Here is a 15,087-nt window from a genome sequence, read left to right on the forward strand (position 1 = left end):
TCTACCCCCTAATCCATACATTTATGGTGAAATGTAGTTAACATTATATTTTTCTGTGGAGGTGTAAATGTTCTATGTATATATTCATCGGCTTATCCCTCTTACTCATATTACTCATATTTTTATTTGCAAAAAAGTTCGCCCCAAATTCATTCATGATGACTAGTTTTAAAGGTAATAGCTTTATGACATTTTCAATCGGCATGTTAATCGCTTCTACTCTTTCGCTTTCATATGGAATCTATCACGCAGCAACCTATCAACCTAAACATTTAGATATCACATTACAAAATCAAAACTTTACTGTTTTCGGTAATGTCGGAGAGCTTGGATATTTCTCAGAAGTATTACTAAAGAAAGATACAGAAGTTGAACTACATTTTGCCTCTTGGGAAGTAATGCAATTAAATAATCCAGAAATAATAGTTAACTATCCTTCGGGTAAACAGGAAACATGGAAACCGAACATAACATCACTTCCAGCCAATAAATTAAAAGAGAAACATGGCATAAAAGAGCTTTATCAACTCTCATCATATTCATTTAAAGAATCTGGGAACATAGCATTAACGATTACTGAGAATAATACAACTAATAAAAAAATCTCAATTCAAGTGAAATAAATAAAACGTCCCTCCAATATACTGGAGGGACATTTTATTCATTCATTTATTTATTCATTTATGTATTCTATGTTAGTTTGACGATTCATTTAATGTTGCAATTATTTCATTTGCAGTGTTCTTCCCATTTCCAATACACGCACCAATTCCGACACCGTAATATGAGGCTCCAGCTAAGTATACATTAGGATAAAGATCCGTCATTTTTTCTTGTAATATTTGAACAGCTTGATTATGTTCTAAATGATATTTCGGCATTAAATCTTTCCAATTTGTAACTTCAACTACTTCTGGTTCCCCTTTAATTCCCAGGCTCTTTTCAATATCATTTAAAGCAACTTGTACCAATTGTTCTTCACTATAATTTTTAATCGTTTCATATACTGGATTGGTACTCTTATAAAACATTCTTACTAATAGCTTTTGTTTTCCAGATGTATGTTTCCACTTTCGGCTTGTCCATGTACAAGCATCACAATGTAAATCACTATTCTCCGTTACGATAAATCCTGTGCCGTCCGCCGGTAATTGTTCATCTAATATGTCAAATCCTAAGTAAATACTTATAAGAGATGAGTTTTTAAATGTATGAAACTGCTTGTTTAACTCATTAGACTGTAATAAAGTTTCTGCAATATCATGCGGGGCTGCTACAACAACATAATCAGCTTGGATAGATTCATGATTTGCAAAAGAGATTTCATAGCGATCACCTTGTTTCCTTACATCTGTCGTTATAATACCTTTCTTAACAACAGTATCAGTCAGCACTTCTTCTAAACGATCAATAATCGTAGATAGTCCACCTTTAAATGATACGAATTTTTTGTTTCCTGCTGATTGAAACTGTTTTTTATTCTCTTCAAAACCTTTAATAATACTTCCATATTTATTTTTATAATCCAGTAAATACGGTAATGTCGATGCCATAGTAAGTTCATTCAATTTACCGGAATATACTCCTGAAAGCACCGGAGCAATTTGTTTTTCCACTAACTCTTTCCCTAAAAAGCTTTCTAAAAATACAGCAAGTGAAGTATCTTTTGTAAACTCTTTATTTTTCGTTATGAAATCTTTTAAAGCAACAATTTTCCCTTTCGTTGATACTAGCGTACTGCTAAACAACGACTCGACACTCATCGGTATTCCAAATATAGTGTCAGAAGGAATTGGATGTAAAGTATTATTAGAATATATGTAAGAAATACCCGTTTCGTTATACACCATTTCTTCTTCTAAATTTAAATTTTTTACAAGCGGCATAACATATTCATTACGAGCAACGATAGAATCCGCTCCTGATTCCATAATAAAATCCTTTTCTTCTACACTATGGATTTTACCACCTAAGTACTCTTCTTTTTCTACAAGGATTAAATTTAAATCGATATTATTATCCTTTTTTAATTTTTCTAAATAAAACATAGTAGAAAGTCCCGTTATACCTCCACCGATAACAACAACTGTTTTCATATGTGCTGCGCTCCTAACCGATACAATTAATAATTCCTTTATTATTATACCCAAAAGTCCTTATATTCGACTAGCAGCTTGTGCATTCTGTAAGAAATTAGACAATATATTCGAATATATTTCTGGTTGATCGTTATGCACTAAATGACCAGCAAACGGAATAACAGCAATATGAATATTTTCGTTTAATTGTTTGAACGTTGTAGTAGCTGTAACTTCATCTTCTGCATCTCCCCCAGCAATACAAAGTGTAGGTATTTGAAGATTAGCTACCTCACCTGTTTCATCAAATGGGTACCAATCTTTAACTTGCCACGATTCAAGCAATGCTTTCCAATCACTTTTTTCATGAATTTGATTCATATAAGTTACAACTTCTTCATTTTCCATCAATTCCTGATGACCCTTTGCTTCATACTCTTGAGACTCCTCCCAATTTTCTCTCTTAACCGGAAAGATACCTGAAAAAGTTAATGTTCTCACTTTATCTTGATATTTTTTTGCAAATAATAAAGCGACTAATCCTCCTAGTGAAACACCAGCTATATGACATCTATCAATTTGTAAATGCACTAACGTATCATGTAAATCCTTTACAGATCGTAGGAAATAATTCTCCAACGTCCCCCCTGATCTTCCATGTCCTCTTAAATCAGGACGAATGACTTGATAGTTTTTTTCTCGAAAAAATGCTACCTGCTCTTCATACTCTACTAAACCTGTCATACCACCAGAGTGTAAAAGCATAATTGGTTCCCCTTCGCCTGAAATGTGCGTATGTAATATCATATATCTCCCTCCTTAAAAACAGAATATTCTATCTATTATTGGTATATAGAATATACATCTGAATTTTCAAATAAAAAAGAACTATAACATTTTCAAATCATGCCATAATTCTTTTTATTTTAAAAACATAAAGTAATTAATCAATTTGTCTATTTCTTGACTTAATGCCAATACTTTTTCATGTTGAATTCCGTAATCCGATACTAAATATAAAAGTTCTTCTTTCTTTATTTCAATGACTTTTTCCAATTTCACTAATTCCATGTCGTTTTACTTCTCTCTCCAATACTAAAATATATGTATTTTAGTATAGCCTATTTACATAATTAGTAAAAGTGAAATAAGCATGTAAAATCTTACAAATAAAAAAATAATATACTATCAACAAAAAATTTTAAATTTAACCCTTTATACAGATCATTAGACTTCATTATGTATTAATAACAAATCGGAATTTCTCTAATGTAATATCTTTATATTCTGGAGCTCTCTTTATATGATCAAAATAACTATATGAGAATTTAAAAACATGCCCGAAATCCCAATCAAACGCACTATAGTCTTTTAGCCAAAATTGATTTTCTGTTGGTAATACATGAGCACGTTTTGATTCGATTAAAGGTAAACGATCTATAGGTGAGTGCAAGTTAATTTCAGTATTCGGCATAAGATATTGACTAGCACGTAACACGTATACTAGTTTTAACAGTGGGCGTATCCCTCGTTGGAATATACCTCTATGCCCTAAATCATACATAATATTAATTGCATGAGAAAAAGTAAGCAAATGACCAATTAAATCATGATGCGCTTCCGCTCTATAAATAATATTAAATTGCGAGAGCTCCTTTAAAATAAGCTTAGATAATTGTTTCGGATTTTTGAATTCACTTTCTATCTCATCGTTTATACTTAATTGTTTTACTTCCTTCGTCGTAAAACCAATCCACGATCTACCAGGAATTGTTTTTCGAAACGATAATATAAGGTTAGTAATCCCTTCAATTGCTTGATTATTTCCCCATTTTTGTAACTCTTTCATAGCTAATAAACTTAATGCAGCATAAATGACATTATGCCCCACCCAATGAAGTTCATCAATTGTATGCTCCATTGATTTTATAATCAGTTTTTCAGCACTTTGAAAATCAATTTCTTCTTTACTATCGATGATTTCACCTAAGTTTTGATTGTTCAACATCATTTTTGTTTGAGAATACATACTACGAGTTATCTCTTCTTCCATATTGTTATCTTTCATAAAAAAATAACTAGCAATTGCAGCTGCTCCGAAATGCGCATGCCAAATATCATTTGTTTGTTTTTTACACTGAGAAATAATTGAAAGACCATCTCTTAAAACAGTTTTATTTTCCATCTATTTTTCCCCCGTAATAAAAATCACTTTATACTCATCCTAAAGATGGCGTCAATACAAATAAAATATGATTGGAAACATCACTTTTATTCAAAAAACGATGTTTCACATTTGGCGGAATACGTACAACATCACCTTCTTCTAAAAAATATTCTTTTCCTTCTAACTCCACATACACTTCTCCTTTCATAACAACAGCAATCTCTTCTTTATCTTCATGTGAATAGTGACTTTCCGTTGTGTTTGCTTGTTTATTTAAATCCATCATTAGCATTTCAATACGTGCTTTCATAAAATCCGGTGTTAATACATCATATACAATGTGATCATTGTTCTCCCGATACACTTTTTTTCGATCTTTTTTCTTAGAAATGAGTAAATCTGTATCAATCTCATTAATAAAAAGTGTAAATAACGGTACATTTAATGCTTTCGCAATTAATTCCAATACACTTAAAGAAGGATTCGCATATCCTCGTTCAATTTGACTAATTAGTGAAGTACTAATTCCTGCATAATCAGCAAATTCACGAATTGTCATATTATTTCTCTTACGATAACTTAATACAGTTTGTCCGAGTCTATCATGTATCATAGTAAAACCTTCCTTTCGTTCATCATATTGCATGTTTCGTTGTCTTTGTGCTGACATAGTAAACAAAGGCAAATAATCCTTTCCTATCGCCTTAAGGACTTATATACTTACCTTTGTACATTATATCGCACTAAGTTTATTATAATAAATATTGTATCGAAGGGACAAACTGTGAAATCACCTATTCTTTCATATTGCATCTTATTTTTCGGCGTATTCGCCCTATCAACTTCAGCAATTTTCGTAAAATTGGCAGATGCTCCTGCGGCTATCATTGCTTTTTATCGATTATTCTTTGCTGCACTGATTCTATTACCGTTATTACTATTTAATAAAAATAATCGAAACGAGCTAAAAACAGCAACAAGAAGACAATGGGGATTCGGATTCATATCCGGGCTATTTTTAGCTGCACATTATGTACTATGGTTTGAATCATTACAATATACTTCTGTAGCGAGTTCTACAGTTATCGTAACGTTACAACCTTTATTTTCAATGATTGGTGGTTACTTTCTATTTAAAGAGAGATTTACGAAAGGAGCGGTCATTGGTTGCCTCATCGCTATTTCAGGAAGTATCGTCATCGGATGGCAAGACTTCCAAATTAGCGGAGAAGCATTATACGGAGATATTTTAGCCTTTATTGCGGCCGGAATTATTACCACTTACTTTTTCATTAGCCAACATGTTCGTAAAGATTTATCACTTATACCGTATTCGGTAATTAGTTATGGAAGTAGCGCCTGTTTTCTCGGTATATTTGCCTACATGCAGCATGAATCTTTCATCCACTACTCTACACAAACTTGGCTGTGCTTTATTGGCTTAGCATTTATTGCTACAATTTTAGGGCAAACAATTTTTAATTGGTTATTAAAATGGATGAGTGCTACTGTAATCTCTATGAGCATTTTAGGAGAAACAATTGGAACTTGTATACTAGCGTACTTTATATTAAATGAGACTATTTCTTTACAACAAGGACTAGGCATTACAGTTATTTTTATTGGTTTAGCATTATTTTTAATGCAACCAAAACTGCCTAACAACAACTAACAAATAAAAAGCATGACATTATACTGTCATGCTTTTCACTATTGTTATGTTAAAACAAAGTTGTACATTAACATTGCTGTATAGCCTATTGATTAAAGATCCTTTTAAACGGCATTAAAACATAGTCGTACAATAACAACTTCAACTTCAATTCCAAATTACAATTTGTTTTCTTTTTAAAAGAAAGTTGTACAATACAAATTTCCAAACTATTCATTGATATATAAAAAGCAATGCATTATACATTTATATTAGATGTATAGTACATTGCTTTTTCCACATTCCAAAATACAAAAATATATTGTTTTATCTTTTCATTAAGATTGATTGGTTGTGTTCCTTTACCAACCTTTTTATATCCCCTTCTCCTTTTCTTACTGCTACTTTTACACTCGCTGCATCTTTTAATTCAGATAAACTAACTACTACATCTTTGAATTTATGTTCCAGTACATATCGAACCCTTCTTTTTTGAAAATCTTGCAATGATTCTTCAATTGTCGCAATATACTCTTTCAACAATGGATGATTCTTTTTTTCGAACACCTTTTATATTCTCCTAATATCTTCGTAACAGCTGAGTACGTTTTTCTAATTAACTTACCTCTAACCTTTTCATATTCTTCCCAATCATTAACTATTTTTTTGGCATTTTCTATATGTATTAAATCTTCTTTATAGTAACTTTCCTTACTTTTTTTCATTGAATTTTTGCCCAAAACTTTGGACGGTAAATGACTTTCTAGCCATATTCTCTTAAACTTACTCAACCAAGCATACGCTGCTCGATTTAAATGAGCCAATTCTACTCTTGTATAGGTTGGATATTTACATCTTAATTGTATCCATTTTTCTTTATAATCCAGTGTTCTCTTTTCTCGCGAAATTTGTAAAGTTTCTTTACTGTCTAGTTTTTTTATTATTTTTTTACGATCCCTTACTATTTTTCGTATAGTAGGTGGTGTAAGTCCTGTTTTCATTGCGATTTCTTTCTGAGTACATCCACTTGATAAAAGCTTATTAAATTCTCTCTCCCATACATGTCCTTTTTCAACAATTCTATTGCTCCAATAAAGGATATTTAAGGGGTCTTGTTCTCTTTCTCTAAGCCTATATATGAAACCACAATTACATGTAAAATCTCATTGTACTTCTCGATTTAATCCATGAACACTAATTTCCACCTTTTTAACGTTTTTTTTGCAAATAATGATTAGCTAAAGGATTCATACATATCCATGGTCCCTTTCCAAAAGGTTCATATATAAATTCATTTTCAAAAAAGTTTTTTACAGAACCACACAAACAACGCATAACTAATAAATGTCTAATTGGATGACAAAATTGAATACTACCTTGGCCAAAAATATCATTTACCCATGATGATCTTTCATTTATTTGAAATGAAGATTCCAGCATACATAATAAATTTGGGGGATAATGATCTTGAAGTAATTCACTTAAGCGTTGAGTTCTTTTTAACATAGGATATCCGATACCTTTAATCTTCAGGAGTGTCTCATACTTCTCAACATAATAATCTTTCTCAAAAGCCGAGAAATTTTTCCTTAACAAATACTTTACATCTTCTGCAATCCCTATTAATTCATCCATAAGTTTATTTTCAAAAGAAGACTCATTATCTATCCTATCTGTTAGTTTAGGATAGATAAATTTATATGTATACAAGTGTGTGATATTTATTGGCTGCTTAATTAGAGGTATTTGATGTTTAATACAAACAAAAACTCCTGGAACCTGATGTACTCTATTCCAATAAGCTTCGCCATAAAGTTCATATTGTTCCTTTATACATGCTGAACAAAAGTATAAATGCTCTTTGGATTTTATTTATCTCCATCTCTTCCCACGCTTAACATTGTACGTACGACTATCATCGCATCATACAGCGTCCCATCTTATCCTTTTATACTAAAGCAACTAGATTACAAACAATGTTGTACTCACCAACATATTAATTCCCCTTTCTTACGAAAGATCAGATCATCATGACTCCTAATTTAATGCTCCATCATCTCATGGGCAATATCATGTCCCTCCATATCTGATGGATAGTAGGTAGGCCAGTGCATGACTTCATCCAATAAAGCTTCACGATTGTCACCCCAATATAAGTGGTAGTGACCAGCTTTATTCGGGTGAATACCATGATCACTAAATTGAATATACTGAGGAACTCCTTCTGTTTTTTCTGCTAGTTTAAATATGTATCTTACACCTCTATTCCCTGCATCATATGTCAGAATTTCGTACCCATCATAGATGTACTCACCAGAATTCCCCTCTTTGTTTTTGTAGAATGTTACAGTATTCCCTTGAATCACGATACGGTTAACATCTGTTTGATACCCTTCATTATAATAATCCTTATATTCTTTAGCTGTCATTTTACCTTTATGTTTCGCTTTATAAGCAAATACCTCATCAAGCGTTCCATCTTGCAAATATGGATATACAGATTGCCAGTCTCCTTTCCAATCGGAGAGTGATCGATCCTTCACTTGGTTGTCTTCGAAATACCCTTCATAAATTTTTTCTGTTTCTTCATCATGAGCATGACTATGATTATGACTGTGATTGTGTTCATTTTCATTTGTATGACTTTCAGATGTTTGCTCTTGCTTTTTAGATGAACCTGAAGTCTGACAGCCTACTAATACCAACATTGAACTAATAGTTAATATACCTACCTTCTTTGTAAATGCAATTTTCATTATAAAACCTCCATTTAAATCGTAATGATTACGATTTAAATTATACATATGTCTTGAGCAAACATCAACAGAAAAATAATCCAATATTTATAAATGGATTATCCTATCTGTAATTCTTTGGAGACTATTACAAGTATGGTGCAAAAGCTTCCGAACAATTGAGATAAGTCTATAAAACCTCTTAGCTTTTCATTCTAATTTCTACTAAATATCATCTAAAATCGATTCATCAACTATTTCGTGATGTTGAGAATTTGTTGTTTGAAACACCTTTTTTACTTCTTCAACTTTATTTGGTACATATTTTTCTTTTAACTCTAATACACCATAAACAATGTTATTATAAGTTAACTTTACTTTTTCTGTAACAGCTAGTGTTATAAAGATACTCCCAACAAATTCATCTTTTAACCGCAGTTTAGAAGGAACAGATTCATTGTCTTATTTTGAAAGCCTCCCGTTAAAAGACTATACGCTCCATTTGAAATTAATTCCCAATCAGGTAGTACCATTGTATACATTTCAATTCAATGAGTAATAGTAGAGACATCAAAATTAAGATCAATCCGATTAATTAATTTACCTCCTGAGGAATTCCTAAAATCAAATCTTTTAATCTCTCTATAAAATGCTTGTTTCACTTCCTTGAAATAAAACATAAAATAATTCAAAGTACTTTATGTTTGAACAGATTTTTCTGTACTTACAGATTGTTGTTTTTTCACGAATATAAGTAACATAAATACAGTTATTATTGAACGATAAATATGAAATGACGCTGTTAATTCACACCTAAATGCAAAAACCTTTCCCTTGAAATACAGGTGTAATTTCAAGGGAAAGGTATATCAATAATGTGCATATATTCTCCAGAAATTCCGACAACCATTCCTTTTATTGACCACGCAAAACCTGTTATGATTCCAGTACTAGCTGCGTCCCCTGTTCCAATTTGTGAATGCCATCTCCATTGATTGATTTTAACTTTTTTCAGATTTTTTTAAGTACAGAATGAATCTCTTGCAACTTTTTTACTATCTCTCCAATACTATCAATCTGTGCCATTACTTTATTTTCAATACCGCCCTCTTTTTCTGCTTTTTCAATTTTTTGTCCAGTCTTTTTTTGCTGCTTTTTTATTCTTTCTAACACATCAAACGTATATTTAAATTTCCATATTTCAACTTGTAGTAAACACTGTTTTTCTATTTCTGTATATAATAAAGTAATTTTTAAAGATATTTTCAAAAACAATATAAATAAAATAGTCAATAACAGAATCCCGATCCCAATGATAAACCACTTCATGCTTATCATTCTTTCATTCCATATCCATTATCGACATGTCCAAGAAACATTATACAAATTCCGGAAATTACGTATGAACAAGCATCTTTAAATAAAGAAGGATATATAGCGTTCTATATTAAAATTTTTGTTATACAATCATGATAATTATAATTAAATACCATGGTAGAATGATGATTGTTAGAAAAAAACAAAAAGTACACGAGTTTTGAAATGCTACTATTATAACTAAAAACACCTCTTACTATTGTATTTTAATAAATACGATAGTAAGAGGTGTTTTTTTACTTGTTCTATTCCAATAAATCACTATATATATCGCTCTACTCCAATTAGGCTGTTTGGTAACAGTATGTGAATGATAACCCCTATATTATTAATTATTTCTCGAATTTCTTCCGTTGGATATGGCTCATCTTCATCAACGCAATTGCAACCGCATAAAAAACCTACAGATAAAATAGTAGACATAAAAGCAAGTAAATATTTTCTTTTCTTCAAGTAATTAACTAAATGCTTGTAGTTTACCGCAAAACATATCTCGAGGAAAAGTAGCATTAATAAAAAATATGCAAGATTATGTACTATGATTTATCGAAGGTGTTGTAAGCAGTGTCTCTAGTTCACAAAAATTATTTTTCTATATATACTTATAATCCAGGTAACAAAAGAATTAAATAAATATGTAGTATTATTAATAGCCATACTGGTCAAGATTCCTATAAAAGCACTTCCTATTATATCAAATGGATAATGATGTCCTAACCAAATACGTGAGAAACCTGTCAAGATTGCTAAAAACCACATAATTGAGCCAAATAAGCGTTCGCGAAGTAAGACAGAGGTCGATAAGGCAAATGCTAAGGCTGTATGTTTACTAGGAAATGAAGAATTATTCTTTGATGGGATAAGTAAACGCACACGATGTATAACAAACGGACGAGGCTTAAAATAAAATAGCTGGATGAAACGGTTTATACATAATGAGAACCCAACTGATGCCCCAGCAAATAAAATAATTTTTTTGTAGGAATTTCCTCTAAACCACATTAAGGCTAATAAAAAAACGTACAAGAATCGAGTCTTTTGTGAAATAAATATCATAAACGTATCCAAAGTTGAATTACGACCCGCTAGACGATTGATAGCCCTAAACATTTTGTAATTCATGCAGATGTTCTCCTTTATTTTTGAAATGTTATATACATATTATTCCCTCCCGAAAGAGAAATATGTAGTATGCAGGTCCTTTCTTATTATTCTACTCATTAAAAAGCTGTTCGTAAGTATAAACTAAGGTGAACAATTCTAAGTACTCTGTATACGAATTGTGGTTTTCCAAATACTTCAAGTAAAAAAACTTTCAATAGGAGTGAAAAAAGTGATAAAAAACAAACTTGCAGTCATTCACTTATTTTTATTATTGGTTGTTATGGCCGTTTGTATATGGTCTGTTATTAATCCTGCAAAATATTCAACATGGGCAGCAGAGGCTATTCCTGCCATTTTCGGTCTATTCATTATAATTGCAATGTATAATAAGTTTCGTCTCACCACTCTCTCTTATATGATCATTACAATATTATCCATTATAATGTTTGTCGGTGGACATTACACATACTCAGAGGTGCCTCTTTTTAATTGGATACAAGATGTTTTTGATTTAAAACGAAATCACTACGATCGATTTGGACATTTGATAAAAGGCTTGTTTACCATCGTGATAAGAGAAATCTTATTACGGAAAACCCAACTAACTGAAGGCCCTTGGTTAGTTACGATTAGTATAAGTATTTCACTTGCTATTGCTGCATTATACGAAATCATCGAATGGTTAGCTTTTAAAATAGCAAAGGGAGGAAAAGCAGCAAAAGACTTTTTAGGTATGCAAGGCGATATATGGGATGCGCAATGGGATATGTCACTTGCCTTAGTAGGCTCGATTCTTGCGTTACTCACCCTTTCGACATTACATAACCGACTATTGAAAAAGAATTGATAAATTTCCAATCTAAATAATACATAACTTTTCAGTCACTTTTTGATTTTTTTATAAAACTATTCTTCGTATTTCAGAAAAACACTTGGGTAATTTTAAAAAGTTCCGGTTTGAAAGTCAAAAATTATTAGTATAAGTTGGCATCATAAATCTCTATAAACTGTCGCATCATAAATTATGTGAAATTGAAACGCGTGTTTCTTTTTACGATTTTTTTCAGGGAGGGACAAAAATGAATATCCTTAACTTTTTGATGTCATTATTCAATTCAAAAAAAATAACTCAACAAATGTTTGAGTTATTCGGAAATAAAAAGACGAACAATAAAGGATGGATTTTGGCTTCTTTGTTAGGGCTAGGAACAGTTTTGGGTGTATTAGCAACACGTAATTCAAGTGTGATAAGACCTATAAAACAAACATTTCAAGGTTTTCAAAATAAAACAAGAACATTTATTCCATCCAAAGTAAATTTGGCAAATATGGAGTTTGCTGATGAAATTACGCCTAACACACAAAAGAAACAAAACAAAGCAATCCAAACTAATAACTGTCACTATTAAAAGACAACAACCCTATAAAAAAGCAGATAGCCGGTTCCTTGTTTTACAGGAAATCGGCTAATCTGTTTTAATACGTACAATTCTCTTTTTGAATATGGTGACCCGAATTAGTTTTTCGACACCTCCACTTGTTAAGTTTTTATTTATCTTCTTTTAACTCATACCTTCATTGTCCATTACGTACATGGGTTGCTTTTTTCATCTTCAATTTTCGAAAATCCCCTGTTTCCACGATTTCATTTCTAATTGATCTGCTGTTAATCATAATTTTTTAAGTTAGAAACAAAACTCATCCCGTTATCCTTTTTGAAAATGTTAATTATAAATCCCTTTTAGATTTGAGATAATACTTTATGATTTAAGAGCTTCTTTAGGCACCTTAGAATGAGTACAAACAAATTGCTCAATCATTTGATTTAACTCTGTAGCCGCTTTTGTTGGTACTTGATGTTTTGCACCCGTAATAAATTTTAATTCATTACATGGCAATTCTTCATGTAATAAGTTTGCATGACTATAAAAAGTTTTGTCATTTTGTCCATAAACCAATAACATAGGTAGATGAATGTCTTTAAGGCGATTGGTACAATTATAGTGCAAACTATAGCGATAATATTGTTCGATATTTTTCCCATTACCTTTCCGAGCTTCTCGAAACATTGTTTTAAATAATTTTTTTGTATTAGAATTCCCCCACGAAATGGCAAATGCTAAAAATGAAATTACTCTTGCTTTCGCCAATTGGACACCAAGAGAAATCTTAATTTTTAAATACCCTTGACGCACTTCTGACATTCCGCCTATTAGAATTCCTCCTAAACTATTTTCGGGATAAGTTAATAAAAATTCCAGGGCAACTGTACTTCCTGTTGAATACCCACATACAAAAGACTTTTTTATTTCCAAGTGGTCCAGTAAACTTTTCATATCTTTGGTAATTAGTGAATACGTAATTGGCTGACTTGAACTCTGGCTGTTACCATGTCCTCTAACATCAAAAGCGATTACTTTAAAATTTCTCGATAATTCTTCGATCTGATACTCAAAATTTCCGCTGGTAAGCGTAGGAGGGTGAATAAAAATGATAGGAGTCCCTTCTCCTTTTACTATATAGTAAAGGCTACATCCCTCTACCTCTAACTTTGGCATGTATTGAATCACCTCGACAATTTACAATCTCTTAATTAAAGCTACTGATTTCATAAGTATTTCACACTTAATAATTTATATAAAAAGAAAGAAATATACTCACTTCCTATTTTGTGAAGGATTCAATATTCATTTCTCTCTTCGTAAAACATAAAATGTTCAAAAAGGTCATTTTTATTACTAAAACATCTTATATAGATATGCATTTGCTTCACTAGTCACTTTTAGAATAAAGCTTTTAATACTTTTAATGCTTTTTATCCCTGCATAGCTCTCCTCAACTCGCTCATACTATAACTGTAACTTAAAGTCACAAATTATTACCCGGTACGCATGGAATTCCGTTTTATTACACGTAGTTAGTCTGTTTTGTTGTATAAAAGGAAGCTGGTTAAACCTTCTACACCTCTAAAAAGTATCGGGTAATAGAGTATTATGGTATCAAGTAAGTACAATTAAAAAGGTGAATGATATGAAAAGATTTCTAACTTTATATGCCTTATTTTTAATTTTAACGGGATGTTCAGAAAAACCATCCAATCTTAAAAAGAATGAATTACACGTTAAACATGGAAATAACAAATTGACTCAAAATACAACACATTCATTTCCAAAAAGTAAAACTTTACAACCATCTCCCACTTCAGCTACTAAAAAAATCATTCTAGATGTGCCGCTTATTTCGCAAAAACCGGAATTAAAATATGGATGCGAAGTTACAAGTTTAGCGATGGTATTACAGCATGCAGGTATTAAAGTTAATAAAATGGATTTAGCTAACGAGATAAAAAAAGATCCTACTCCGCTGTCTACAAATAAAAGTGGAGACATCATTCAATGGGGAGATCCTAAAGAAGGGTTTGTCGGAGATATAACTGGGAAAAATAAGGGATACGCTGTCCACGTTCAACCGTTACAAAAATTAATGGAACGTTATCTACCAAATCGTACGGTAAACTTAACAGGAAAAACTTTTAATACTGTGTTAGCTCTAATTAAGCTCGGTAAACCTGTGGTAGTATGGACTACAGGAGATTATCGCCTTCCAGATAGATGGGAGTCTTGGAAGCATGATGACAAAAAAATTACAGCTCCTTTGGATTTACACGCTGTTGTTATTGTAGGTTTCGAGGACAAATACATTTATATCAATGACCCATTAACTGTGAAAAAAGCACACAAAGTAAGCCAAGATATTTTCATTCAATCGTGGGAAGCATTAGGGAAACAAGCATTATCCTATCGCTAATGCCATTTCATTAAATATTTAATACTTCCATTAGGTGCACCCTGTCTATACAAAAAATAAAAAAAGATTTGATGATAAATATATTTTGTCTATAGAAGTACAAAATATAAAATACTCATTAAATCCGCTTTCATTTCGCATACTATTTCTAATGTCATTTATACTACG

16 protein-coding genes and 3 pseudogenes are annotated in these 15,087 nt (G+C 31.5%); 5 read left to right on the forward strand and 14 right to left on the reverse strand.

The window, feature by feature from the left end; genetic code table 11:
* Positions 1–74: 74 nt before the first annotated feature.
* On the forward strand, positions 75–623 hold the full coding sequence (locus QCI46_RS15915; protein WP_262748002.1) for a hypothetical protein: 549 nt from the start codon (positions 75–77) through the stop codon (positions 621–623).
* A 72-nt stretch (positions 624–695) separates the two neighbouring features.
* Here QCI46_RS15915 and QCI46_RS15920 read toward each other — a convergent pair whose 3' ends face one another.
* From QCI46_RS15920 to QCI46_RS15940, 5 genes are all read right to left on the reverse strand, one after another.
* On the reverse strand, positions 696–2,096 hold the full coding sequence (locus QCI46_RS15920; protein ID WP_353840841.1) for a protoporphyrinogen oxidase: 1,401 nt from the start codon (positions 2,094–2,096) through the stop codon (positions 696–698).
* Between the two features lie 60 nt (positions 2,097–2,156).
* Entirely contained in the window at positions 2,157–2,885 is a 729-nt protein-coding gene (locus QCI46_RS15925; protein ID WP_353840842.1) for an alpha/beta fold hydrolase, read from the reverse strand.
* Between the two features lie 114 nt (positions 2,886–2,999).
* Positions 3,000–3,149, reverse strand: coding sequence for an aspartyl-phosphate phosphatase Spo0E family protein (locus tag QCI46_RS15930; RefSeq protein WP_000424361.1), 150 nt, complete (start codon positions 3,147–3,149; stop codon positions 3,000–3,002).
* Positions 3,150–3,315: 166 nt separating this feature from the next.
* Positions 3,316–4,263, reverse strand: coding sequence for a hypothetical protein (locus tag QCI46_RS15935; RefSeq protein WP_353840843.1), 948 nt, complete (start codon positions 4,261–4,263; stop codon positions 3,316–3,318).
* A 34-nt stretch (positions 4,264–4,297) separates the two neighbouring features.
* A complete protein-coding gene (locus tag QCI46_RS15940) occupies positions 4,298–4,858 on the reverse strand; it encodes a helix-turn-helix domain-containing protein (RefSeq protein ID WP_353840844.1) in 561 nt (186 codons plus the stop codon).
* A 171-nt stretch (positions 4,859–5,029) separates the two neighbouring features.
* Between QCI46_RS15940 and QCI46_RS15945 the strand changes: the two genes are divergently transcribed.
* Positions 5,030–5,917, forward strand: coding sequence for a DMT family transporter (locus QCI46_RS15945; protein ID WP_353840845.1), 888 nt, complete (start codon positions 5,030–5,032; stop codon positions 5,915–5,917).
* Between the two features lie 306 nt (positions 5,918–6,223).
* Here QCI46_RS15945 and QCI46_RS15950 read toward each other — a convergent pair whose 3' ends face one another.
* The 8 genes and pseudogenes from QCI46_RS15950 to QCI46_RS15990 form a co-directional block, all read right to left on the reverse strand.
* A complete protein-coding gene (locus QCI46_RS15950) occupies positions 6,224–6,463 on the reverse strand; it encodes a hypothetical protein (protein WP_353840846.1) in 240 nt (79 codons plus the stop codon).
* Positions 6,433–7,035: a TnsD family Tn7-like transposition protein gene (locus tag QCI46_RS15955; RefSeq protein ID WP_353841885.1), complete on the reverse strand. Its 603-nt coding sequence runs from the start codon at positions 7,033–7,035 to the stop codon at positions 6,433–6,435. Before QCI46_RS15955 ends, QCI46_RS15950 begins: the two co-directional genes overlap by 31 nt.
* Positions 7,036–7,105: 70 nt before the next feature.
* Positions 7,106–7,531 (reverse strand): TnsD family Tn7-like transposition protein, encoded by a 426-nt coding sequence (locus QCI46_RS15960; protein ID WP_353840847.1) that lies wholly within the window; start codon positions 7,529–7,531, stop codon positions 7,106–7,108.
* Positions 7,532–7,645: 114 nt separating this feature from the next.
* Positions 7,646–7,768: pseudogene (locus QCI46_RS15965) on the reverse strand (TniQ family protein); the annotation flags it as partial.
* A 170-nt stretch (positions 7,769–7,938) separates the two neighbouring features.
* Positions 7,939–8,652, reverse strand: a complete 714-nt coding sequence (locus tag QCI46_RS15970) for a ZinT family metal-binding protein (protein WP_353840848.1) — start codon at positions 8,650–8,652, stop codon at positions 7,939–7,941.
* Between the two features lie 204 nt (positions 8,653–8,856).
* A pseudogene (locus tag QCI46_RS15975) lies at positions 8,857–9,075 on the reverse strand (hypothetical protein); the annotation flags it as partial.
* A gap of 254 nt (positions 9,076–9,329) precedes the next feature.
* Positions 9,330–9,969: pseudogene (locus QCI46_RS15980) on the reverse strand (DUF2953 domain-containing protein).
* 609 nt (positions 9,970–10,578) lie between these two features.
* A complete protein-coding gene (locus QCI46_RS15990) occupies positions 10,579–11,130 on the reverse strand; it encodes an undecaprenyl-diphosphatase (RefSeq protein ID WP_075313854.1) in 552 nt (183 codons plus the stop codon).
* Between the two features lie 202 nt (positions 11,131–11,332).
* On the opposite strand from QCI46_RS15990, the gene QCI46_RS15995 reads away from it, so the two are divergent.
* Both QCI46_RS15995 and QCI46_RS16000 read left to right on the forward strand, forming a co-directional pair.
* Positions 11,333–11,959 carry a DUF2238 domain-containing protein gene (locus QCI46_RS15995; protein WP_483299018.1) on the forward strand — a complete coding sequence of 209 codons (627 nt, stop codon included), beginning with the start codon at positions 11,333–11,335 and terminating at the stop codon, positions 11,957–11,959.
* A 232-nt stretch (positions 11,960–12,191) separates the two neighbouring features.
* A complete protein-coding gene (locus QCI46_RS16000) occupies positions 12,192–12,521 on the forward strand; it encodes a hypothetical protein (protein WP_075313855.1) in 330 nt (109 codons plus the stop codon).
* 351 nt (positions 12,522–12,872) lie between these two features.
* On the opposite strand, the gene QCI46_RS16005 is transcribed toward QCI46_RS16000, so the two are convergent.
* Positions 12,873–13,670 (reverse strand): alpha/beta fold hydrolase, encoded by a 798-nt coding sequence (locus tag QCI46_RS16005; protein ID WP_353840850.1) that lies wholly within the window; start codon positions 13,668–13,670, stop codon positions 12,873–12,875.
* Positions 13,671–14,142: 472 nt separating this feature from the next.
* On the opposite strand from QCI46_RS16005, the gene QCI46_RS16010 reads away from it, so the two are divergent.
* Complete coding sequence (locus QCI46_RS16010; protein ID WP_353840851.1) at positions 14,143–14,919, forward strand: C39 family peptidase; 777 nt, start codon at positions 14,143–14,145, stop codon at positions 14,917–14,919.
* Positions 14,920–15,087 lie beyond the last annotated feature (168 nt).

The organism is Bacillus cereus group sp. RP32 (assembly GCF_040459735.1).
GTDB classification, from domain to species: domain Bacteria; phylum Bacillota; class Bacilli; order Bacillales; family Bacillaceae_G; genus Bacillus_A; species Bacillus_A wiedmannii.